This window comes from Nocardioides sp. NPDC057767 (assembly GCF_042798275.1).
Classification (GTDB): domain Bacteria; phylum Actinomycetota; class Actinomycetes; order Propionibacteriales; family Nocardioidaceae; genus Nocardioides.
Window position 1 is genome coordinate 154,904 of record NZ_JBHVKJ010000003.1, and the last position, 22,804, is coordinate 177,707.

Genomic DNA, 22,804 nt, shown 5'->3' on the forward strand with positions numbered 1-22,804 from the left:
GGTGCCGTCACGTACAGGTCTGGGATCCGGCGGGCTCACCACGACAGAGGCGGAGCTCCGGCTGGAGCAGGGCGGTCCCAACGCCGTCCCGGCGCCGCCGCCGACCACGCTGGCGGCCCGGGTGCTGACGCAGCTGCGGGACCCGATGATCCTGCTGCTCGGCGCCGCGTTCGTGGTGGTCCTCGGCCTCGGAGACGTGCCGGACGCGAGCATCATCGCGGTCGTGGTCCTGGTCAACACCGCCATCGGGGTCGTGCAGGAACGGCGGGCCGAGCAGGCCATGGCGGCCCTGGGCAGGATGGCCGCTCCGCGAGCCCGCGTGCTCAGGGACGGCCGGGTGAGCGAGATCGAGGCGGCCGGGCTGGTGAAGGGCGATGTCGTACGTCTCGAGGCGGGTGACGTCGTGCCGGCCGACCTGGTGGCCGACGAGGCGGTGGGACTCGAGGTCGACGAGTCGTCGATGACGGGCGAGTCCGTGCCGGTCGGACGCGCGAGCGGCGAGGAGCTCCTCTCCGGAACCGTCGTCACCAAGGGACGCGGCTGGGGCGTGGTCGAGAGGATCGGCTCCGAGAGCGGCCTGGGCCGGATCGCGGCGCTGATCGCGACCACCAGAACCGAGCCGACACCCCTCCAGGCCCGGCTCCGGCGGCTCTCCCGCCAGCTGGTCGTGGCCACCGCCGCCATCGCGCTCCTCGTCCTGGTGCTCTCCGTGCTGCGGGGCGTCTCGTTCGGCGAGGCGTTGATCCTCGCGGTCAGTCTGGCGGTCGCCGCCATCCCCGAGTCGCTGCCCGCGGTCGTCTCCGTCGCGCTGGCGCTGGGCGCCCACCGGATGGCGAAGCAGTCTGCGATCGTGCGCTGGCTGCCGGCGGTCGAGACGCTCGGCTCGGTGACGGTGCTCGCCTCGGACAAGACCGGCACCCTCACCGAGGGCCGGATGAGCGTGCAGCGGATCTGGACGCCGGAGGCCGTCGACGAGGCGGCGCTGCTGAGGGACGTGGTGCTGTGCAACGACGCCCGGCTGACCGGACCGGAGACCGACCGGACCCTGATCGGTGAGCCGATGGAGGCAGCCCTCCTGTTGGCCGCCGCCGACCGGCAGGTCGAGGCTGCGGAGCTGCGCCGCGTCTGGACCCGCGTCGACGAGGTGCCGTTCGAGAGCGAGACCCGCCACATGGTCACCGTGGACCGGGCTGAGGACGGCACGGTGCTCGAGGTCGTCAAGGGCGCCCCGGAGGTGGTGCTCAGCATGCTTCCGGAGGGGTTGGAGCGGAGCCGCGGAGCAGCGGTCGCCGAGGACCTGGCCGGTGCGGGATTCCGGGTGCTGGCGGTGGCACACCGGTCGTGGCGCCCGCCGAGCGAGCGGCCGGAGACCCTCCTGCTCGTCGGACTCGTCGGCATCGCCGACCCGCCTCGTACGGATGCCGCAGCCGTGGTGGCCGACTGTCGTGACGCAGGGATCCGGACCGTGCTCATCACCGGCGACCATCCAGCGACCGCCGGTGCCGTCGCCCGAGACGTCGGCATCCTCGCCGTCGGCGAGGTGATGGACGGCGACGTGATGGACGGCGACGTGATGGACGGCGCGGCGGTGGACCGTGGCGAACACCGCGAGGCGGTGGACCGGGTTCACGTCTACGCCCGGACCCGACCGGAGCAGAAGGTCGACATCCTCGACGCGCTGAAGGCCCGCGGTCATGTGGTCGCGATGACCGGCGACGGCGTCAACGACGGCCCGGCCCTCCGCCGCGCCGACATCGGGGTGGCGATGGGCAAGCGCGGCACAGAGGTGGCCCGGCAGGCCGCGGACGTGGTCCTCGCCGACGACAACCTCCGCACCCTGGTCGTCGCCGTGGGTGAGGGCAGGCGGGTGTACGCCAACATCCGTACGTTCCTGCGCTACGGCCTCGCCGGCGGGCTGGCCGAGGTGCTGGTGATCCTGCTCGGGCCGTTCCTCGGTCTGGCGTTCCCGTTGGGTGCCGGACAGATCCTGTGGATCAACATGCTCACCCACGGCGTACCCGGCGTCGCGTTCGGCGGCGAGCCGCTCGACCGGCAGGACATGAGGCGTCCCTCGCCGTCCCCGGAACGCTCGGTGCTCGGCGGCGGGCTGGCCCGCCAGATCGTCACGTCCGGGCTCCTCATCGCGGTGGTCAGCATCGCCGCGGGTCTGCTGGCCCAGCGTTTGGAATGGCATGTGCAGTCCGCGGTGTTCCTCACGCTCGGCGCGGCCCAGCTCGGTCTGGCCCTCGCGCTGCGGGCGCCTCGGAAGGGCTGGACCCTGGCGGGACGTGGCATCGAGGTCGCTGTGCTGATCGCGCTGCTGCTGCAGCTGTCCGCGGTGTGGTTCGGTCCGCTCCGGGCGCTGCTGGGGACAGAGGTCCTCGAGCCGCGCGCCCAGCTGATGCTTCTCGCGCTGGCCTGTCTGCCGGGCCTCGTGGTCGCGGCCGGCAGAGTGGCTGGGCGGCTGGCCCGACGTCGCCACGAGGGCTGAGCGGAACCGCGGGAGCTGTTCCTCACCTCGTGGTCGATGGGCCGCGGGCGCCGCGCCAGACCTTGTGGAACCAGTCGCCGAGCAGCAGGACGAGCCCGGCGCCGACCGCCCACAACCACCCCTCGCCCGAGGGCCAGGTGCCCCCGAGCATCTCGGCGAGCCACGGCAGGCCGAGGAAGGCGGCGAGCAGCACCAGCTCGACCGCGACGGCGGCCGACACCAGCGGGTTGCGGCGGGGATCGATACGCCATGCCGGCCGTGCCTCGCTCCGGCAGGCGAATGCGTTGGCGACCTGGGCGACCGCGATCACCGCGAACGCCGTCCCCGAGGCGCGCGCGAGCAGGGTGGCCTCCGGCGTCTCGCCGATCGACCAGCCCCCGCCGCTGAGGACCCAGAGGAACGCGGCGACGGCGGCAACGGCCTCGATGGGCCCGAGCACCAGGAACGCCCGGCGCAGCACCGAGCCGCTGGCCACCCGCTCCCGTCGCCGAGGACCGTCCATCGTGCGCTTGTTCGGAGGCTCGGCGCCGAGCGCGAGAGCGGGAAGCATGTCGGTGCCGATGTCCAGGGCGAGGATCTGGAGCACCCCGAGGGCGGCCGGTATCGAGCCGCCCGAGAGCGCCCAGACGGCGAACGGCGCCAGCTCGGCCACGTTGTCGGTCAGGTGGAAGGTCAGGAACCGGCGGATGTTGGCGTACGTCGCCCGACCCAGCTCGATCGCCTTGACGATGGTCGCGAAGTGGTCGTCGAGCAGCACCAGGTCGGCGGCATCGCGAGCCACGTCGCTGCCGCCGAGACCCATGGCCACACCGACGTCCGCGCCGCGCAGCGCGGCGGCGTCGTTGACCCCGTCGCCGGTCATCGCGACCACATGGCCGTGCAGCCTCAGCGCGTTGGCGATGCGGAGCTTGTCGGCCGGGGTGACGCGGGCGACGACCGCGCCGCGGGGGTCGTCGAGCAGGTCCGCCAGTGTCTTGTCGTCGGCCGGCAGCCGGTCGCCCTCGACGACGACACCGCCGGGTCGCAGGAGGTCGACCTCGGTGGCGATCGCGGCCGCGGTCCGGGCGTTGTCGCCGGTCATCATGGCCACCCGGATGCCCGCGGTGCGGCACGACTCCAAGGCCTCGCGTACGCCGTCACGGGGTGGGTCCTCGATGGCCAGCAGCGCCAGCAGCTCCACGGGCTCGTCGAGGAGACCGGCGAGCTCGGCAGCCGTGGCCGGCGGCCGGTCGGCGCGGGATCGCGCCACGGCGACGACGCGCCGGCCCTCGTCGGCGTACGCGCCCAGGACCGTCATGGCGTCCGCGGCGGCCTCCCCGCACCCGGGCAGGATCCGCTCCGGAGCCCCGAGAAAGTAGCTCCGATCATCGAGGACGGCTGCGCTGAAGCGTCGTTCGGTGACGAACGGGACCCGGATCGCCGGATCCGCGGTGTCGCTTCCCAGCCGGGCGGCCACGACGTCGATGGCGACCTCCATCGGGTCGCCTGCGGGCCGCCAGACCTCGTCCTGGAGGACCGCCCGCCCGGTGACGCAGGCCCGGGCCGCGCCGGCGGCCTCGGCGGCCACGAGCAGGGCCGCCGGCTCGCCGGAGACGGTGCCCTCGGGGTCGTAGCCCTCCCCGCCGGGGACGGCACGCCCTTCCGGGGTCCAGACCTCCACCACGGTCATCTCGTTGCGGGTGAGCGTTCCGGTCTTGTCGGTGCAGATGAACGTGGTCGACCCGAGCGTCTCGACCGCCTCCAGATGCCGGACCAGGGCCTTGCTCTCCGCCATCCGCTGCGCGCCGCGGGCCAGCGACAGGGTCACGGTCGGCAGCAGCCCCTCGGGAACGAGGGCGACGCTGACGCCGACGGCGAACAGCAGGGCGCCGGTGGCGGTCCCGCCGAGCAGCAACGAGGTCACGCCGAGGACGACTCCCACCGTCAGCGCGACGGCGGCGATGATCCTGACCAGCCGGTCGAGCTCTCGGTCCAGCGGGCTCGGCGGCCGATGGGCGCCGGCGATCAGGCCGGCGACCGAGGCGACCTCCGTCCGCGCGCCCGTGGCCGTGACCAGGGCCTGTCCGCTGCCCTGGACGAGGAACGTGGCGGCGCGGACGACACTGCCCACCGGCTTGTGCACCGGCACGCTCTCGCCGGTGAGCATCGACTCGTCGACCGTGACCTCCTCGCTGCGCAGGAGCGTCCCGTCGGCGGGCACCCGGTCGCCGGCCTCGAGCAGGACGACGTCACCCGGCACCACCTGGTTCGCCGGAACCTCCTCCGTGCGGCCGTCGCGGACGACCCGGGTGTTGGCCGGCATCAGGGAGCCGAGCTTCTGGGCAGCCTGGTCGGCGCGGTGCTCCTGGGCGTACGCGAAGACGCCGTTGAGCAGGACGATGACCGCGATGGCCAGCGCCAGGGTGGGCATGCCCGCGAGCAGCGCGAGCCCGGCGGCGCCCCACAGCAGCACGGCGAAGAAGTGGGTGAGCTGCGCGACCAGGAGCCGCCACCACGGGCGTCGCGGCGGACGCGGCAGCTCGTTCGGCCCGAACCGGGCCAGCAGAGCCGCGGCATCCGCGGAGGTGAGGCCGCCCCGTTCGTTCAGGACGTCACCCTCGGCCTGTCCAGCGGTCAACGTCCCCTCCTTCGTGGGGTCTCGCTCGAGCCCCTCCGCCCGACTCTTGCCGACACCGTCGCCGTGCCGCAGGTCCATAGGTCCTCCGGCGGGTGGACGTCCGTCCTGCCGCCGGGCGCTCCCGGCGCCCCGGCAGGTGTCCGTGGACCTAGGTCCTCGGCTCGGTGCACCGATGGCCCTGCTGCGCCTCGTCGGACCCGGCGAGATTGGAGGCACGGACGCGCACCGAGTCCCCGGAGGAGAGAACATGTCCATGCAAGAGCGGATCCTGGTCGGCATCGACGGGGGAGAGGGCGGTCGAGCCGCGATCGCCTACGCCGCGGACGAGGCCCGACGCAGCGGCGCCGACCTGTGGCTCGTCCACGTGGTCGACCTGGCCGTTGCTACGGGCGTCTTCTACCCGTACGGCTACTCGGGCCTGGCGAACCAGATACGCGAGGCCGGTCTGACGGCTCTGGCCCGCGCGGAGAAGGAGGCCGCCGAGCTCATCGGTGCCGACCGCGTCTCGACGACGCTCCGCGACGGCGCAGTGGTGACCGAGCTCGTCCACGCTGCCGGCGACTCCACGCTGGTGGTCCTGGGAGACGAACGCCACCACAGCCTGGCCCGGGTCGTGACCGGTTCGGTGACCGGCCGGGTCGCATCTCGGGCACCGGTTCCGGTCGTGGTCGTGCCGACCGCGCGAGAGGCTGCCCCGAACACGGGCACGGTGTTCGTCGCCGTGGCGGACTGCGATGCCTCCACCGAGCTCGTCGCCCGCGGGCTGCAAGAGGCCCGTGACCGCGCCAGCGACCTGGTGCTCGTCCACGCGTGGGAGGTGCCGGCCGTCTATTACGAGACGACGCTGGGGCAGCTCGACGCGGCGGGCTGGGAGGCCGATGCCCGGCACCGGCTGATGCGGACCCTGGAACGGGCCCGCGGGACGGTTCCCGGCGCCGCCGCGATCGACGTGTGGATCGAGATCCGCCGGGGTCAGCCCGCCCGCGTCGTCAAGGAGGCGGCGAAGGAGGCCGCCCTGCTGATCATCGGAAGACGCGGACACGCGTTCCCGTTGCGCCGCCTGGGCGGCACCGGCCATGCGCTGCTGCGTGAGTCCGGCTGCCCGGTCGAGGTGGTCCCGCCGGTCGCCGAACCGTCATGAACGTCGAGACCTCCTCGTTGCGCGCGGCCGACACCGCGCCACCGGCGACGGGCGACGTGCTGAGGTGCACCGACCTGCGCCGGTCCTTCGGATCGGTCAAGGCGGTCGACGGCATCTCGTTCCGGATCGGCAGCGGCGAGACGTACGGGCTCCTCGGTCCCAACGGTGCCGGGAAGACGACCATCATCTCGATGATCTCGGGGGTGCTGGAGGCGGACTCCGGCTCGATGGAGGTCGACGGCGTGGAGATGCATCCCGGTGCGCTCAGAGCCAAGGCCGCCATCGGGTACGTCCCCCAGGACGTCGCGCTCTACCCCGATCTGACCGGTCGGGAGAACCTGCTCTTCTTCGCGTCCCTGTACCGGATCGGCCGACGTCAGGCCCGCGACCGGGTCGCGGAGGTCCTCGACATCGTCGGGTTGACCGACCGCGCGGGCGAACGCGTCGAGAAGTACTCGGGCGGCATGAAGCGCCGGCTCAACATCGCGGTCGGCCTGATCCACCGGCCCCGCCTGCTGGTGCTCGACGAGCCCACGGTGGGTGTCGACCCGCAGAGCCGGAACGCGATCCTCGGCAGCGTCGAGCGGCTCAGCACCGAAGGCATGGGGGTGCTCTACACGACCCACTACATGGAGGAGGCGGAGCGACTCTGCGACCGGGTCGCGATCATGGATCTCGGGCGAATGATCGCCGAAGGTACGCCGAGGCAGCTGACCGCACAGCTCGGCGACGCCGAGCACATCCGTCTCACCCTCGACGGCGACCCGGCCCGCACGGTCGCGGCGCTGCGTGAGCTGCCGGACGTCACCGGTGTGACCGGGACGGGCGACATGGTCGACGTGCTCGTGCCCGACGCCGAGTCGTCGCTGCCGCGGGTGATCCAGGTCGCCGCCGGCCACGGCACGGTGCGCTCGGTGACCGTGGAGGAACCTGACCTCGAGACGGTCTTCCTCCGTCTCACCGGCAAGCGGCTGCGAGACTGATCATGCATCCCAGCCTGCAGATCGCGGCCAAGGACCTGAGACAGCGCGCCCGCGACCGCTCCGCCTTCCTGCTCGCGATCGTGGTGCCGTTCACGCTCGCCGCCATCTTCAGTCTGCTGTTCGGGCCCGCGGCGACACCGCGAGCCTTCGAGTACGCCGTCGTCGACCAGGACCGCACCGCCGTCTCGCTGGCCTTCACCGAGGAGGTCCTCGGCGCCTTGCAGGAGCAGGGTGTCGCCGAGGTGAGCGAGCTCGACGAGGAGCAGGCCAGGACCGGTGTCCGTGACGGCGACCTGGATGCGGCGTTCGTGCTGCCGCGGGGTTTCGCCGCGGACGTCGCGAGCCCCCGTCCCGCCGAGCTGCGGGTGGTGGGCAGTGCCGACGCGCCGACGGCGACCGCGGTGGCGCGCTCGGTCGCCCGGTCCTACGTCGGAGGCCTCGACGCGGCACGCGTGGCGGTGGCTGCGGTCGGAGCGTCCCGGCCGGGACTGACCGCCGCCGAGATCGAGCGGGTCGCGCAGGAGACGGTGCACGGCGTCCCGCCGGTGGCGCTCGAGGATGCCTCGGCGGCCGCGCGCGTGCTCGACGTCAAGACGTACTTCGCGGCTGCTATGGCGGTCTTCTTCCTGCTGTTCACGGTGCAGTTCGGCGTCTCCTCGCTGATCGACGAGCGGGGCGAGGGCACCCTGGCCCGCCTGCTGGCGGCACCGGTTCCGCGGTGGGCGATCCTCGTCGGGAAGCTGCTCACCAGCGTCGTCCTCGGCATCGTCAGCCTCACCGTCCTGATGGTGGCCAGCGCACTGATGCTGGGCGCCGACTGGGGTGACCCGCTCGGCGTGGGGCTCCTGGTCGTCGCCGGCGTGCTGGCCGGCACCGGCATCACCTCCGTCATCGCGTCGCTGGCGAGAACCTCCGAGCAGGCGGGAACCTGGCAGGCCGTCGTCGCGGTCACCCTGGGCCTTCTCGGTGGATCCTTCTTCCCGGTGCAGCAAGGAGGCGAGGTGATCGCGACCCTCAGCCTGGTGACGCCGCACGCCTGGTTCCTGGGTGGTCTGGGTGACCTCGCCGGCGGTGGCGGAGCGGTTCGGGCACTCCCGTCGGTTGCGGCGCTGCTGGGGATGGCCGCGGTCACGATGGGGATCGCGCTGCTGCGGATCAGAAAGGTGGTGGCGCCATGACCGCGATCACGATCGCCTGGACGAACCTGCGCCGGTCCCTGAAGGACCGCACCAACGCATTCTTCTTCGTGCTCTTCCCGCTGCTCATGATCACGGTGCTGGGCATCGCTTTCGGCGGCTCCTACGAGCCCCGGGTCGGGGTCGTGCAGCCCGTCGCGGGCGCGCTCTCCGGCGACCTGGTGGCCGCCCTCGAGGACGCCGAAGGCATCGACGTACGTCACTTCGAGAGCCGCGCCGAGGCGGTCGAAGCGGTCGAGGAGGGCGGCCTCGAAGCAGCGGTCGTCGTCCCGGCGACGTACGACGACCGGCTCGAGGGCGGGCGGGACACCACGGTCGAGTACCTCTCGCGGTCCGACCGGAGCGCCCAGCAGATCGGCATGATCGTCCGGGCCGTCGTCGACGACGAGGCGGGGCGATACCGGGTGGCCAGGACCCTGCAGCGTGAGCTGGGCGGCGAGTTCCGGCCGAATCTCGTCCGCGGGGACGCCTTCGCCGGCCGGGTCGCCGACGTCGCGGTGTCGACCACCACGGTCGGGTCCGCGCCGCTCCCCGAGGATCTCGGCCGCTTCGATCTCGGCGCGAGCAGCCAGCTGCTGCTGTTCATCTTCGTCACCTCGATGACGACGGCGGCCTCGCTGATCGAGACCAGACGGCTCGGCGTGGCCCGGCGAATGTTCGCCACCCCCACCAGGGTCGCCACGATCGTGGCGGGGGAAGCCCTCGGACGGGTGGCGATCGCGGTCGTCCAGGGCCTCGTCATCATGATCGGTGCCGCCCTGCTGTTCGGCGTCTCGTGGGGCAACCCGATCGCCGCCGCGCTGATGATGCTGCTGTTCGCGACCGTCGCCGGCGGAGCGGGCATGGTGCTCGGGGCCGCCGCCACGAACGCCCAGCAGTCCATCGCGGTCGGCCTCCTCGCCGGGCTCGGCATCTCTGCCCTGGGCGGCTCGATGATGCCGCTGGAGTTCTACTCGCCCACGATGCTCACCATCGCCCACCTGACGCCGCACGCGTGGGCCGCCGACGGCTTCGCGACGCTGGTACGCCACGACGGCACCGTCCTCGACATCCTGCCCCAGCTGGGCGTGCTCGCGTCCTTCGCCGCGGCCCTCTTCGGCATCGGCTCCTGGGCGCTCCGCCGCCGGATCCTCACCGGGTGAGCGTCCGGGACGAAGGGCCCCGCGCCTCCGGACTCACTTCTCTCACGGTCGAGGAGTGCCGGCGGTTGGCTGGTGGTCATGACGCAGAGATCGGCAGCAGAGAGATCGACAGCAGGAGGCGGCAGGGTGATCGGACGGTCGGAGGCGGGCACCGGGCCGACGGGCGCGGACGTGCTCCTGCGCGACGGCACGATCGCCCGCGTACGCGACGCGGTGACCGCGGACCGCAACCGGCTGGTCCAGCTCCACGAGGAGCTCTCCGACCGGCATCGCTACGAGAGGTTCTTCCACGTCGGCGACCTCGACGCGGCCCGGTTCGTCGAGAGCCTGCTGCCCCGGCTGGCCGGCGGCGAGGCCGTCGCGAAGGTCGCGGTCGTCGACGGTCACATCGCCGGACTGGCGAGCTGCACGAAGGCGGCAGGAGACGGGGAGGCCGAGCTGGCGCTGGTCGTCGCCGACCGGTACGTCCACCGCGGCGTCGCCACCCTGCTCCTGGAGCATCTGGCCGTCGCGGCGGCCGATGCGGGCGTGACCGATCTCGTGACGTACGTGATGGCTGACAACGCCGCGGCGTTCGACGTCCTCCGCCATGCTGGGTTCGAGCTCACCTCCTCTCCGCACCGGGAGACCGTCGAGGTGCGTTTCCCGGTGCGGCTCACCGAGCACGTGCTGGCAGCGATGGCCGCTCGTGAACAACGGGCGGACGCCGACTCGATCAGCCTGCTGCTGCGGCCGCGCTCGGTGGCCGTGATCGGTGCGAGCCGGCGCGAGTCCCACCCCGGCCACCAGGTCGTACGCAACCTGCTGCGGGCGCGGTTCACCGGCACCGTCCATCCCGTCAACCCCCACTGCGACTACCTGCTGGGGATGCGTTGCTGCTCCTCGATCCTCGATGTGGCACCCGTGGACCTGGCGGTCATCGCGGTGCCGGCCGCCGAGGTGCCGAAGGTCGTACGGGAGTGCGCTCGAGGCGGCGTACGCGACGTGGTGATCCTCTCCAGCGGCTTCGCCGAAGCGGGCCCGGAGGGTCGGCGTCTGCAGGACGAGGTCCTGGCGATCGCCCGCGCGGCGGGCATGCGCGTGGTGGGTCCCAACTGCCTCGGTGTCGCCAACACCGACCCCGACATCCGGCTGGACGCCACCTTCTCGCCCATGAGCGCAGGACGCGGACGGGTGGCGATGATGACCCAGTCCGGCGCGGTGGGCATCGCGGCGCTGCAGCGCGCCGAGGAGCTCGGCCTGGGCCTGTCGGCGTTCATCTCCTCCGGCAACAAGGCCGACGTCAGCTGCAACGACCTCCTCATGTACGCCGCCGAGGACCACGCCACCGAGGTGGTCGCGCTCTACCTGGAGTCGTTCGGCAACCCGCGCAAGTTCTCCCGTCTGGCCAGGCGGTTGAGCGCCCGCAAGCCGGTCGTCGCCCTGGTCGGCGGCAGCAGCCGTGGCGGCCGGCAGGGGGCGCTCGGCCACACCGCATCGGCGATGACGTCAGCGGACGCGGTGGACGCGCTCTTCCGGCAGTGCGGGGTGATCGGCGTGCACGGTCTCGAGGAGCTGCTGCAGACCACCAGCGTGCTCGTGAACCAGCCGCTGCCCGCCGGCCACCGGGTCGGGATCGTCAGCAATGCCGGCGGCCCGGCGATCCTGGCCGCCGACGCCTGCGAGAGCGAGGGGCTGCGACTCACCACGCTGAGCGCCGAGACCATGGCCGCGATCCGGGAGATCGTCCCGGACGCCTCCTCCGTGCAGATGCCCGTCGACCTCGGCTCCGACGTCGGCTGGGAGGCCTACTCCGCGGTGGTCTCGGCCATCGCCCGCAGCGGCGAGATCGACATGCTGATCGCGCTGCGCACCCCGCTGCCCGGTCTCTCCTACGCATCCTTCACCCGCGCGCTGCGCACCGCGTTGCGAGCCGGCCCGGAAGAGGCCGCGCCGCCGGTCGCGACCGTCGCCGTGATGCTCGACCCGCACGGCCCGAGCCGGCCGATCAGCGCCGGTGACCATCGTGTGCCCGTGTTCTCGTTCCCCGAGGACGCCGCTCGCGCCCTCGGCCCGATCGCCCGCTACGCCGAGTGGCGCGCCGAGCCCCACAACCCGGTCGCCGAGGCGCCCGCCGGGAGCCGGGCGACCGCTCGAGATGTGGTCGCGCGCACGCTACGGGCGGCCCCGGAGGGGTGCCGGCTCCCGGAGCCGGATGCGCGGCAGCTGCTCGCTGCGTACGGGATCGGGGTGTTGCCGAGCGTCCTGGCCGACGGTGCGGAGGAAGCGGTCGACGCCGCGGAGTGGGTGGGCTACCCGGTCGTGGTCAAGGTCGCCGCCCCGGTCGCGCACCGCACCGACGTCGGGGGCGTACGCGTCGGACTGCGGAGTCCCGACGAGGTGCGTCTCGCGGCGCACGAGCTCCTCGGCATCGCGGTCGAGCGTCCGGGCCTCCTCGTCCAGCGTCAGGTACCCGCGGGCGTCGAGCTGATCGCCGGCGTCACCCAGGACAAGGTCTTCGGGCCCCTGGTGATGGTGGGGTACGGCGGCACGTACACCGAGCTGATCGAGGACCGGAGCTTCCGGCTGACCCCGCTCAACCGTGCCGACGCCGCCGCTGCGATCGCGGAGCTGCGCACCGCGCCGCTGCTCGCCGGCTACCGTGGCGCGCCGCCGGCTGACGCCGCCGCCGTCGAGCACCTCCTCGTCTGTCTCGGTCGACTCGCCGACGATCTCCCGGAGGTCGCCGAGATCGACCTCAATCCCGTGATCGTGCACGAGCGCGGTGTCTCGGTCGTCGACGCGAAGATCCGGCTGCACCCGGCCGCGCAGGCACCCGACCCGAACGTGAGGCGACTGCGCCCTCCGATCGGGCCGATCGGGCCGGATGGGGACACCTGATGGCGAAGATGCTCGGGTGGAGGACGGTCGGCGGGGGCAGCCTGTCGGCAGGTCAGATCCAGGTTCCCGAGCCCGCTCCTGGGGAGGTCCTGATCGCGGTGGAGGCGTGCGGCGTGTGCCGGACGGACCTGCATGTCGTCGACGGTGATCTTCCGCGCCACCGCAGCCCGGTGGTGCCGGGACACGAGATCGTGGGGCGGGTGCTGGCCCGCGGCGACCACGAGGTGGGTGCGCCGGAGGTCGGCGCCCGGGTCGGAGTGCCGTGGTTGCGCTCGACCTGCGGTCGGTGCCGATGGTGCCGCAGCGGAGCCGAGAACCTCTGCGAGCAGTCTCGCTACACCGGATGGGATGCCGACGGTGGCTATGCCGAGTACGCCGTCGCACCGATCGACTACACCTATGTCATCCCGGAGTCGCTGACCCCGCTCCAGGCGGCGCCGCTGTTGTGCGCGGGCATCATCGGCTATCGGGCGCTGCGACGCTCCTCGCTGCCACCCGGTGGCCGGCTCGGACTGTACGGGTTCGGGGCGAGTGCCCATCTGACCGCGCAGATCGCGATCCATCAAGGCGCGGAGGTGCACGTCGTCACCCGCGGTGAGGAGGCGCGTCGGCTCGCGCTCGACCTCGGTGCGGTCACCGCGGCCGAGCCTGGTGATGTCGTCCCACCGCTCGACTCGGCGATCGTGTTCGCGCCCGCCGGTGAGGTCGTACGCGAGGCGCTCGCCGGGCTCGAAGCCGGCGGCACCTGTGCGGTCGCAGGTATCCACCTCTCCGACATCCCGCCTCTGGACTACGAGCACGATCTGTTTCGCGAGCGCACGCTCACCAGCGTCACCTCGAACACCCGGGCCGACGGGGTCGAGCTCTTCAGGCTCGCCGGCCGGCTGGGTCTCCACGCGGAGGTCACCCGCTACCCGATGGGCTACGCCGACCAGGCGATCGCCGACCTGGCCCAGGACCGGGTACGAGGCGTCGCGGTCCTCGAGATGAACGGCCTGACCAGAACCTCGGTGCCGTCGTGACCGAGATCGGACCGATGCCGGTGGGTGTCGACGGCGAGGCGTACGGAGGGCTGCGGGAGACCCACTCGGGGCTCGTCGTGTTCGTCGGGCAGACCGCGTACAAGCTGAAGAAGCCCGTCGACCTGGCGTTCCTGGACTTTCGCGAGCCGGAGGTCAGGCGCCAGGTCTGTCGCCGGGAGCTGGAGCTCAACCGCCGGCTCGCAGCCGACGTGTACATGGGCCTGGCCGAGCTGCCGCTGGCCGACGGTTCCTCCGAGCCTGCGATCGTGATGCGGCGTATGCCCGACGACCGGCGTCTCGCCACGCTGGTGCGCCGCGGGGAGCCCGTCGCGGCGGAGGTGCACAGGATCGCGCGGGTCGTCGCCGCCTTCCACGCCCGTGCCGAGCGAGGGCCTGAGATCGCGGCCGAGGGTGGCGCGCCGGCGCTCCGGTTGCGGTGGCGGCACAATCTGGACGAGGTCGCCCGGTTCCGAGGCGGGCTTCTCGACGCGGCTCTCGTCGACGAGGTCGAGCTGCTCAGCAGCCGCTACATCGACGGCCGCGAGCCACTGCTGGCCGAGCGGGTCGGCACCGGCCGCGTCGTCGACGGCCACGGCGACCTCCTCGCCGAGGACATCTTCTGTCTGCCCGACGGTCCACGCATCCTCGACTGCCTCGAGTTCGACGACAGCCTGCGTCGTCTCGACGGCCTCGATGACGTCGCCTGCCTGGCGATGGATCTCGAGCGGCTCGGCGGCTCCGGTCTCGCGGCGGAGCTGATGACCGCCTACCGTGAGTTCGGGGCGGACACCTACCCCGAGTCCCTCGCGGACCACTACATCGCCTACCGCGCGTTCATGCGAGCCAAGGTGACGGCCCTGCGCGCCGGGCAGGCGCACACCCGCCAGGAGGCGGGCCAGGCGGCCGCGGAGGTCGTTCGCCTCACCGAGCTCGCCCACGACCACCTGCGCCGCGGAGAGGTCAGGCTCATCGCCGTCGGTGGGGCCCCGGGAACCGGGAAGTCGACGCTGGCACGAGGTGTCGCCGACCGGCTCGGCATGGTCGTGCTGAGCAGCGACCGGCTGCGCAAGGAGCTGGCCGGCATCGATCCCGAGCACCACGCGGCGGCCGAGTGGCAGCAGGGCATCTACAGCCCGGCATGGACCGCACGGACCTACACCGAGCTGCTCGAGCGCGCGGCCAGGCTGCTCGCCCGCGGGGAGTCGGTGGTGCTCGATGCCTCCTGGACGGACCCGGAGCATCGGGCCCTCGTCGAGAACCTCGCGCGAGCGTCGTACAGCACGCCCACGATCCTGCGCTGTGATGTCGCTCCCGAGGTGGCGGCCGCCCGGATCGCTGGTCGCACCGACATCTCGGATGCCGACGAGATGGTCGCGGCCAACCTGAGACGTGCCGAGCGGCCCTGGCCGGGAGCCGTCACGATCGACACCGGTGGCGCCGTCACCGAGTCCGTGGAGATCGCGATCGCCGCCGTGCTCGGTCAGCGAAGCGACGTGAGGAGGGCGCTCCGATGAGCGACGGACGGGGAACCATGGGCCCGGAGAGGTCGCCCAGACCGGTCGAGGAGCTGTTGCTGCGCGGCGGTCCCCTTCCCGAGGCCGCGGCGCACGGCGCGGCGACGTACTTCGCCGACAGCCGGGCGCCTCGTGGCGACCGGCATGTGCGGCTGTGCACCGGCACCGGCTGTTTCGTCGCCTCCGCCGGGCGGCACGTCGACGAGGTCGAGGCGGCGTTGGGGGTGGGCGTCGGGGAGTGCTCGGCCGACGGCCGCGTGTCCTTACAGACGGTGCACTGCCTCGGCTACTGCTACGGCGGCCCCGCCGCGCTCGACGGTGACCGCCCGTGCGCGGGCCCGGATCTGGCGGGGCAGCTCGCCGGACGGAACGAGGCGCAGGACCCGCCACTTCCCGTGACGCCCGGGCCGCGGTCGGTGCTGCTGGACGAGCGACGAGCGTCGTGGCAGGTGTGGCCGGCGATGGTGCTGGCGCCCGACGGGGCTCGGCGGGTCCGGGACGAAGTGGACCGGGCCGGGCTGCGTGGCCGCGGCGGTGCCGGGTTCCCGACGGCGCGCAAGTGGGAGTCGGTGACGGCCTCGAGCGACGGCGGCCCGCGGTTCGTGGTGGCGAACGGAGACGAGGGGGACCCCGGTTCGTTCGCGGACCGGATGCTGATGGAGTCTCGTCCGGACCTGGTCCTGGAGGGGCTGGCGCTGGCCGGCCTGGCCTGCGGCGCCTCGACGGGATACGTCTACGTACGCTCGGAGTACCCGCGTGCCCGCGCGGCGATGAGCCAGGCCGTCGTCGAGGCCCGGGCGGCGGGTCACCTGGGGGCCGACGTCCACGGAAGCGGGCTCGACTTCGACGTCGACGTCGTCTCCGGCCACGGGTCGTACGTGGCGGGTGAGGAGACGTCGCTGCTGCGCTCGCTCGCCGGGCTGCGGGGCACGGTCGCCGCGCGCCCGCCCTACCCGACGCAGCAGGGACTGCTCGGGCGTCCGACCGCGGTGAACAACGTCGAGACGCTGGCCGCGGTGCCGGCCGTGGTGTCCAGGGGCGGCGCGGACTACGCCCGCCTGGGCAGGGGAGCAGAGACCGGCACCCTCCTGGTGAGCCTCAACGAGCGATTCCTCCGACCGGGCGTGTTCGAGGTCGAGTTCGGCACGCCGCTGCGCGCCATCGTCGAGGGCCTCGGCGGTGGTCTCCGAGGTGGGGCCGCGTTGCGCGCGGTGCAGGTGGGAGGTCCGTTGGGCGGCTTCCTGGGACCGGACCAGCTCGACGTCCCGCTGTCGACCTCGGAGCTCGAGGCGGTGGGGGTGTCGCTGGGCCACGGGGGCATGGTCGCGGTGGACGACCGGACCTCATCAGCCGCCCTGCTGCAGCATCTGTGGCGGTTCGCCGCGAGCGAGAGCTGTGGGGAGTGCACTCCGTGCCGTGAGGGTACGCGTCGAGGGGCTGCCGACCCGCAGGCGACGGCGTGCGACGACTCCCTGCTCGCCGCGATGGAGCAGGCGAGCCTGTGTGCCTTCGGTCGCCGTGTCCCCGCTGCGATCCGCAGCCTGTCCGCGATCAGATGGGAGTGAGCTCATGGACCTGAGAGTCGACGGCCGCTTGGTGACGGTCCCGGACGGAGCCTCGGTGCTGGACGCGACGAGGGTCGCCGGGGCCGCCGTGCCCACGCTGTGCCACGACGACCGGCTCAGCCCTCAGGGCGCCTGCCGGCTGTGCATGGTGCGCGCCGACGAGACACCGGTCGCTGCGTGTCGCACGCCTGCTTACGAAGGGATGCAGGTCCGCACCGGCGATCCCGACCTGGCCGATCAGGCTCGCCTGCTGCTCGAGCTCACCGTCGAGCGGCTACCCGGTCGAGCACTGGACCGGTCCTCCGAGCTCGCCGACCTGTGCGGGAGCCTGGGCGTCGGCACCGACGCCTTCGGCCGCGACGGACGCGGCCTGGCCTCCGACGACTCCCATCCCTACCTGCTCCTGGATCGTGATCTGTGCATCGCGTGCGGCAGGTGTGTGCGGATGTGCGACGAGGTGCAGGGCGCCTTCGCGCTCACGCTGGTCGGTCGTGGGGCGGAGACGACCGTGACCGCCGGAGCCGGGGGACCGTGGGTCGAGTCGTCCTGCGTCAGCTGTGGAGGCTGCGCCGACACCTGCCCCACCGGGGCGATCTCACAGCGGCCGACGACAGCCGAGGCGGCCCCGGACACGAGGACCACCCGGACCACGTGCGGCTACTGCGGGGTCGGCTGCACCCTGGACGTACACACGACCCAGGATCGGGTCGAGTCGGTGACACCGGCGCCCGACGGCGCGGTCAACCAGGGTCATGCCTGCGTCAAGGGCCGCTTCGCACACGCCTATGTGCGCTCCCCGGAGCGGCTGACCACACCGCTGCTGCGTCGGGAGGGCCGTCTGGAACCGGTCTCGTGGCAGACCGCGCTCTCCTACATCTCCTCGGAGCTGACCCGCATCCGCGGCCGTCACGGTCCGGATGCGATCGCCGCGATCTCCTCGGCGCGTGCGACCAACGAGGAGAACTACCTGATGCAGAAGCTGATGCGCACCGTCATCGGCACCAACAACGTCGACAACTGCTCGCGGATCTGCCACGCGCCGTCGGCGGCGGGCCTGACCGCGGCCTTCGGCCTCTCCGGGGGCACCAACAGCGCCGAGGACATCGACGGCGCCGACATGATCCTGGTCGCCGGCAGCAACACGACCGAGGCCCATCCGGTCATCGGTGCGCGGATCAAGCAGGCGGCGCTGCGGGGCGCCGCACTCGTCGTCATCGATCCGCGCCGCACCGAGCTCGCCCGGATCGCCGACGTGCACCTACGGGGCCGCCCCGGCTCCAACGTCGCTGTGTTCAACGGTCTTGCCCGACTGCTCCTGGAGGGAGGCTGGGCGGATCTGGACTTCGTGGCCGATCGTGCGAACGGCTTGGACGCCCTCCGCGGGCTGCTCTCGACCTTCCCGCCCGAACGCGTGGAGCAGATCAGCGGCATCCCCGCCGAGCTGCTGCTGCGGGCGGCCGATCTGTACGGGCGCGCGGAGCGACCGGCCATCGTCTACGGCCTCGGCGTGACCGAGCACGCTCACGGCACCGATGGGGTCCGGACCCTGGCCAACCTGGCGATCCTGCGCGGAGCTGTGGGCACCGCCCGCGGCGGGGGCATCAACCCGCTCCGCGGCCAGAACAACGTCCAAGGGGCGTCCGACATGGGTGCGCTGCCTGACCTCCTGCCGGGCTACCAGAAGGTCGCAGACCCCGACGTACGCCGCCGCGTCTCCACGGCGTGGGGAGCCGCGATCCCGGAGAGTCCAGGCCTGCGCATCCCGGAGATGTTCAACGCCGCGATAGCCGGGCGGGTGCGAGCGCTCTACGTGATGGGGGAGGACGTCGCGCAGACCGACCCCGACTCCGGTCATGTCCGGGCTGCCCTGGAGGCGTGCGAGCTGCTCATCTGCCAGGAGATCTTCCTCTCCGAGACCGCACGCCTCGCCGACGTCGTCCTCCCCGCGGCGACGTTCGTGGAGAAGGACGGCACGTTCGTCAACTTCGACCGGCGCTTCCAACGGGTCCGGCCGGCACTGCCCCCGCCTGGGGAGGCTCGTACGGACTTCGACATCCTCCGCGCCGTCGCGGCCTCGCTGGGCGGCGACCTGGGCCCGGCGACCCCAGCAGAGGTGCTCGACGAGTGCGCCCGGGTCGCCCCCTTGTTCTCCGGCATCTCCCATCCTCGGCTCGATCGAGAAGGTGGGCTGCACTGGCCGTGCCGTGGTGAGGACGATCCCGGCGAAACGCGCCTCTACCGGGACGCCTTCGCCACCCCGTCGGGACGGGCCGAGCTCTACGCACGTGAGTGGCTTCCTCCCGGTGAGGAGCCGGACAGCGGCTACCCCTACACCCTCATCACCGGCCGCCGGCTCGTCCATTACAACGCCGGCACGATGACCCGGCGCACTCCGAACATCGAGATCGCTCCTGCTGAGCACCTCGACATCCACCCCGATGACGCCGCCCGCCTCGGCCTGGGCGAGGGCACCGGTGTCCGGGTCACCAGTCGGCGCGGATCGGTTCTCGCCCGCGTCCGGCAGACGGACGAGGTCTCGCCCGGCGAGGTCTTCATGAGTTTCCACTTCCCTGACGTACCCGCCAACGTGCTCACCTCCGAGAACACCGACGAGGTCACCGACTGCCCCGAGTACAAGGTGACGGCGGTTCGGCTGGAGCAGGCCGACTGACCGAGGTCACCCCTGCTTCACCGGGTCGGCGAGCGGCGAGGAGGAGGCGTCGGTGCCTGTGGTCATGAGCCGGACCACGGTGGGGATGTCGAGATCGGCGGCCGGGCGCACGGCGACGAGACGGCCGAGGTAGAACACCGCGATCCGGTCGGCGACGCGGAAGACATCGTTCATGTTGTGGGAGATCACGATGACGCCGATCCCTCGGAGGGCGAGCTGCTGGATCAGGTCCAGCACGACCTCTGTCTGAGCGGTGCCCAGGGCCGCCGTCGGCTCGTCCATGATCACGAGCTTGGCGTGCCAGAGCACCGATTTGGCGATGGCCACCGACTGGCGTTGACCGCCGGAGAGGGAGCCGACCGGTTGCCGCACCGAGCGGATCGTGGTCACGCCGAGTCCGTGCAGAGTCTCCCTGGCCGCGCCCTCCATGTCATCGTCGTCGAGTAGCCCGTGGTGGAGCCGCTCGCGCCCGAGGAACATGTTCTGCACGACGTCGAGGTTGTCGCAGAGCGCGAGGTCCTGGTAGACGGTGGCGATCCCGAGGTCGGCGGCCTCACGTGGCGTTCGCGGGTCGACCTGACGGCCCTCCCACAGGATGCGCCCGCTGCTGGGACGGTGGATCCCGGCTACGCACTTGATCAGCACCGACTTGCCCGCACCGTTGTCGCCGGCGAGCGCGGTCACCTGACCGGCCGGGATGTCGAGGGTGACGTCGGTGAGCGCCTGGACGGCCCCGAAGCTCTTGGACAGGTGCTCCAGGCGGAGCAGCGGCTCGGCCATCAGATCAGATCACCGCCAGCGTCACGATCACGATCGCCACGATCGCCCCGGCGACTCCCGCCGCCGTGATCGCGGCCGCGGGGGTGCCGACGGAGAAGTCGTGACCGGGCGTGGTCGCCAGGGGGGCCGTGTGGCGTCGCCGCGCGATGAACAGCCCGGCCCCGACGAGGAGCGCGCCCACCACGAGCATGACGATCGGCGCCGCCAGGTCGCCGGGGAACAGCTCGATGACGGACGACGGAAGCACGAGCAGGGTGCCGAGCGCACCGACGGCGAGGAGCAGAAGGTCTCGGAACAGGACCGAGGTCGCGACGACGGCGACCGACGTCGCGAGCGCCAGGGCGATGCCGCCGTTGGTCGGGATCGTGGTGAGGGCTCCGGCGAACATCCCGGCAGCCCCGAACACCATGACGAAGCGTCTCGGTTCGAGGACGCCACCCCAGCCGAGCAGCGACCAGATCAGGGCGGTGCCCCAGGCGGCGAACCCGGGCAGGGTGTCCCCGACGTCGAGCTCGTTGGTGAGAGCCGCGGCGGTCAGGACGACGCCGACCATGGTGACGAGCTGCTGGAGGAGCGTACGGCCGACGAGCCACAGGCCGGCGGCGTAGGCGGCGATGCCGGCGCTGACCAGCAGGAAGACGTGCTTGCCGGCGAGGTCCAGCGCGTCTCCGCCGAGCAGACCCAGGAACCCGGCGAGCGCGCCGGTCGAGGCCAGCCACAGGATCGAGCGGAGGCGTTCGCCGACGTCACCGATACGCGCGGGGACGGCGAAGCCGGCGGCGAGCAGCACGGCGGCGACGCCTCCGACGATGACCAGCCGGGCGGTGGTGCCGATCTGGTCCCAGTACAACGACGCGATCAGGATCGAGGCGACCAGGATGATGACGCCGCCGAGGTAGCCGAGCGCCTCGGTGACGAGCGAGGAACGCTGGCGGGGGCTCTCCTGCGCAGCGGCAGCCCGCTGGACGATCACGTCACGAGCCATGATCATGGCGGCCTGCTGGCGGGTGATGAGCCGATCAGCCACCCAGCCCTCGACGAGCGACTCGAGCGACTCGAGCGGCACGGGCTCGTCGGGATTCGGCTTCGCAGGGCGGGCGGCGGGCGGCGTTCGGTGGGCTACGTGGCCAAACATGGTGTGCCCCTTTCTCTTCTTCTTCAGTCTTCGCCGCGAGCGCCACGCCGCTCAGTGTCGAAGGTCCTCGCGGGCGGGGCAGGAAGCCATCACCCGAGGCCCGCCGCGGAGAGGGGTCCGCCGGAGTGCTCCGCGGGAAGATCGGAGGTGAGCTCGGCGAGACCGTCGCGGGTGAACACCGAGGTGCCTGCCGTCGCGATCATCGCCGCGCTGCAGGCCAGGCCCAGCCGTGCCGCCCGGGGGAGGTCCCAGCCCTGGGTCAGCCCGGCGACGATCCCGGCGACGAGGGCGTCCCCGGCACCCACGCCGCTGACCAGGTCGCCGGAGACGGCGGGGAGCAGCTGCGTACGCGTCGGGGTGATGAGGGCGATGCCCAGGTGTCCGCGGGAGAGCACGACGAGGCCGGCGCGCGTGGACTCCAGGAGCTGTCGAGCCCCCTCCAGCTGTTCCGCGGTGGTTGCCAGCTCCCGCCCCAGGTGCTCCTCCAGCTCACGCACGCTCGGCTTGATCAGATAGGCACCGTGCGCCTGGCCGAGGGCGACACCGGAGGCGTCCACGACGAGCCGGGCGCCGACGGCGTCGCTCAGGCACCGCACGCGGGGGACGATGTCGGCCGAGACACCCGGCGGCAGGCTGCCGCTGAGCACGACGTACGCCGCGTGGCGCCCCGCACGCCTCACCGCCTCGAGACACCGGTCCAGGTCGTCACCGGTCAGTGGCGTCCCGGGCAGCACGAAGCGGTACTCCAGTCCGGTGTCCAGCTCGGTCACATGGTGGCTCAGCCGGGTCTCGCCCGGGACGTCGATCGCCTCGAACGGCAGCTGCTCGATCTCGAGCAGCTCGGTGAGGGCACGCCCGATGTGACCCGCCACGGGGAAGACCGCCGTCGTGGGGATGCCGAGCACGTGCAGCACGCGCGCCACGTTGATCCCACCACCACCGGGGTCGATCCGAGGGGCGCTGCACCGCATCTTGCTCCCCGGCACGAGCCGAGGCACGGAGAAGGAGTCGTCCAGCGCCGGGTTCAGGGTGATGGTCACGACGTCGGGTGAGGTCAGCATCAGCGGCCCTTCCTGCTGTCGTGTCGGTTCCTCTTCAGGCAACCATCACCGGCCGGGCACGGCAGGTGGCCGAGGTCCCGGACCAGATGACCAAGGTCTCGTGAAGCCGCCGCCGAGGGAGAACAAGACTGAGATCGGAGGGGTGCCGACGGCACCCGACGAGAACTCAGGAGGACAGATGAGCACCATCATCAAGCGCCCGACCAACCCGATCGCAGACCTGCTGGGCTGGCTGGAGACCGAGTCGGCGGCCATGCGTTCGTTCGGAACGGCGCCCTACATCAGGGTGGAGGACTTCGTCGAGGACGGCAGCTATGTCGTCCGCGCCGAGATGCCCGGCGTCGACCCGGACAAGGACATCCAGATCGACGTGGTGGGCGACCTCATGACGATCCGGGGCGAGCGCCGGGAGGAGGAGCACGACCGCAACCGGCGAGAGCTGCACTACGGGTCCTTCGAGCGCACCCTTGCGCTGCCCGGTGGTGCCAAGGCCGAGGAGGTCCGGGCGACCTACACCAACGGTGTGCTGGAGGTTCGGGTGCCGTACGCGGCCGAGGAGCCGAAGAGCACACGCGTCGCCATCGAGCACAACGGGAGCTGATTCGG

The 22,804-nt window shown here is 72.2% G+C and carries 15 protein-coding genes; 11 read left to right on the forward strand and 4 right to left on the reverse strand.

Features of this window, described 5'->3' with window-relative positions; genetic code table 11:
* Position 1 precedes the first annotated feature (1 nt).
* A complete protein-coding gene (locus ACFVDI_RS03115) occupies positions 2–2,491 on the forward strand; it encodes a cation-translocating P-type ATPase (RefSeq protein WP_378900338.1) in 2,490 nt (829 codons plus the stop codon).
* Positions 2,492–2,513: 22 nt separating this feature from the next.
* Here the strand turns inward: ACFVDI_RS03115 and ACFVDI_RS03120 are convergent, their stop codons facing one another.
* Positions 2,514–5,108, reverse strand: coding sequence for a cation-translocating P-type ATPase (locus ACFVDI_RS03120; RefSeq protein ID WP_378900341.1), 2,595 nt, complete (start codon positions 5,106–5,108; stop codon positions 2,514–2,516).
* A 247-nt stretch (positions 5,109–5,355) separates the two neighbouring features.
* Between ACFVDI_RS03120 and ACFVDI_RS03125 the strand changes: the two genes are divergently transcribed.
* From ACFVDI_RS03125 to fdhF, 9 genes are all read left to right on the forward strand, one after another.
* On the forward strand, positions 5,356–6,249 hold the full coding sequence (locus tag ACFVDI_RS03125; protein ID WP_378900344.1) for a universal stress protein: 894 nt from the start codon (positions 5,356–5,358) through the stop codon (positions 6,247–6,249).
* Positions 6,246–7,232 carry an ATP-binding cassette domain-containing protein gene (locus tag ACFVDI_RS03130; protein WP_378900347.1) on the forward strand — a complete coding sequence of 329 codons (987 nt, stop codon included), beginning with the start codon at positions 6,246–6,248 and terminating at the stop codon, positions 7,230–7,232. The genes ACFVDI_RS03125 and ACFVDI_RS03130 overlap by 4 nt, the downstream gene beginning before the upstream one ends.
* Positions 7,233–7,234: 2 nt before the next feature.
* Positions 7,235–8,410 carry an ABC transporter permease gene (locus ACFVDI_RS03135; protein WP_378900350.1) on the forward strand — a complete coding sequence of 392 codons (1,176 nt, stop codon included), beginning with the start codon at positions 7,235–7,237 and terminating at the stop codon, positions 8,408–8,410.
* Positions 8,407–9,570, forward strand: coding sequence for an ABC transporter permease (locus ACFVDI_RS03140; protein WP_378900353.1), 1,164 nt, complete (start codon positions 8,407–8,409; stop codon positions 9,568–9,570). Before ACFVDI_RS03135 ends, ACFVDI_RS03140 begins: the two co-directional genes overlap by 4 nt.
* A gap of 126 nt (positions 9,571–9,696) precedes the next feature.
* On the forward strand, positions 9,697–12,450 hold the full coding sequence (locus tag ACFVDI_RS03145) for a GNAT family N-acetyltransferase (protein ID WP_378900356.1): 2,754 nt from the start codon (positions 9,697–9,699) through the stop codon (positions 12,448–12,450).
* The gene (locus tag ACFVDI_RS03150; RefSeq protein ID WP_378900359.1) at positions 12,450–13,472 is read left to right on the forward strand and encodes a zinc-dependent alcohol dehydrogenase family protein; all 1,023 of its coding nucleotides are present in this window, start codon (positions 12,450–12,452) and stop codon (positions 13,470–13,472) included. The genes ACFVDI_RS03145 and ACFVDI_RS03150 overlap by 1 nt, the downstream gene beginning before the upstream one ends.
* A complete protein-coding gene (locus tag ACFVDI_RS03155) occupies positions 13,469–14,986 on the forward strand; it encodes an AAA family ATPase (RefSeq protein ID WP_378900362.1) in 1,518 nt (505 codons plus the stop codon). Before ACFVDI_RS03150 ends, ACFVDI_RS03155 begins: the two co-directional genes overlap by 4 nt.
* Complete coding sequence (locus tag ACFVDI_RS03160; RefSeq protein WP_378900365.1) at positions 14,983–16,551, forward strand: NAD(P)H-dependent oxidoreductase subunit E; 1,569 nt, start codon at positions 14,983–14,985, stop codon at positions 16,549–16,551. The genes ACFVDI_RS03155 and ACFVDI_RS03160 overlap by 4 nt, the downstream gene beginning before the upstream one ends.
* Before the next feature lie 4 nt (positions 16,552–16,555).
* Positions 16,556–19,222, forward strand: a complete 2,667-nt coding sequence (fdhF, locus tag ACFVDI_RS03165) for a formate dehydrogenase subunit alpha (RefSeq protein WP_378900368.1) — start codon at positions 16,556–16,558, stop codon at positions 19,220–19,222.
* A 6-nt stretch (positions 19,223–19,228) separates the two neighbouring features.
* Here fdhF and ACFVDI_RS03170 read toward each other — a convergent pair whose 3' ends face one another.
* The 3 genes from ACFVDI_RS03170 to ACFVDI_RS03180 form a co-directional block, all read right to left on the reverse strand.
* Positions 19,229–20,002 (reverse strand): ATP-binding cassette domain-containing protein, encoded by a 774-nt coding sequence (locus ACFVDI_RS03170; protein ID WP_378900371.1) that lies wholly within the window; start codon positions 20,000–20,002, stop codon positions 19,229–19,231.
* Positions 20,003–20,006: 4 nt separating this feature from the next.
* Positions 20,007–21,137 (reverse strand): DUF2157 domain-containing protein, encoded by a 1,131-nt coding sequence (locus ACFVDI_RS03175; protein WP_378900375.1) that lies wholly within the window; start codon positions 21,135–21,137, stop codon positions 20,007–20,009.
* Between the two features lie 89 nt (positions 21,138–21,226).
* Positions 21,227–22,198: a 1-phosphofructokinase family hexose kinase gene (locus tag ACFVDI_RS03180; protein WP_378900378.1), complete on the reverse strand. Its 972-nt coding sequence runs from the start codon at positions 22,196–22,198 to the stop codon at positions 21,227–21,229.
* Between the two features lie 178 nt (positions 22,199–22,376).
* On the opposite strand from ACFVDI_RS03180, the gene ACFVDI_RS03185 reads away from it, so the two are divergent.
* The gene (locus tag ACFVDI_RS03185; protein WP_378900381.1) at positions 22,377–22,799 is read left to right on the forward strand and encodes an Hsp20/alpha crystallin family protein; all 423 of its coding nucleotides are present in this window, start codon (positions 22,377–22,379) and stop codon (positions 22,797–22,799) included.
* The last annotated feature ends 5 nt before the right edge of the window (positions 22,800–22,804 follow it).

What these genes read in the sequence shown, in the direction of transcription:
- ACFVDI_RS03160 (WP_378900365.1), top strand. Translation starts at nt 14,983, where the DNA reads ATGAGCGACGGACGGGGAACCATGGGCCCGGAGAGGTCGCCCAGACCG.
- ACFVDI_RS03125 (WP_378900344.1), top strand. Translation starts at nt 5,356, where the DNA reads ATGTCCATGCAAGAGCGGATCCTGGTCGGCATCGACGGGGGAGAGGGC.
- fdhF (WP_378900368.1), top strand. Translation starts at nt 16,556, where the DNA reads ATGGACCTGAGAGTCGACGGCCGCTTGGTGACGGTCCCGGACGGAGCC.
- ACFVDI_RS03140 (WP_378900353.1), top strand. Translation starts at nt 8,407, where the DNA reads ATGACCGCGATCACGATCGCCTGGACGAACCTGCGCCGGTCCCTGAAG.
- ACFVDI_RS03175 (WP_378900375.1), bottom strand. Translation starts at nt 21,137, where the DNA reads ATGTTTGGCCACGTAGCCCACCGAACGCCGCCCGCCGCCCGCCCTGCG.
- ACFVDI_RS03170 (WP_378900371.1), bottom strand. Translation starts at nt 20,002, where the DNA reads ATGGCCGAGCCGCTGCTCCGCCTGGAGCACCTGTCCAAGAGCTTCGGG.
- ACFVDI_RS03150 (WP_378900359.1), top strand. Translation starts at nt 12,450, where the DNA reads ATGGCGAAGATGCTCGGGTGGAGGACGGTCGGCGGGGGCAGCCTGTCG.
- ACFVDI_RS03185 (WP_378900381.1), top strand. Translation starts at nt 22,377, where the DNA reads ATGAGCACCATCATCAAGCGCCCGACCAACCCGATCGCAGACCTGCTG.
- ACFVDI_RS03180 (WP_378900378.1), bottom strand. Translation starts at nt 22,198, where the DNA reads ATGCTGACCTCACCCGACGTCGTGACCATCACCCTGAACCCGGCGCTG.
- ACFVDI_RS03135 (WP_378900350.1), top strand. Translation starts at nt 7,235, where the DNA reads ATGCATCCCAGCCTGCAGATCGCGGCCAAGGACCTGAGACAGCGCGCC.
- ACFVDI_RS03130 (WP_378900347.1), top strand. Translation starts at nt 6,246, where the DNA reads ATGAACGTCGAGACCTCCTCGTTGCGCGCGGCCGACACCGCGCCACCG.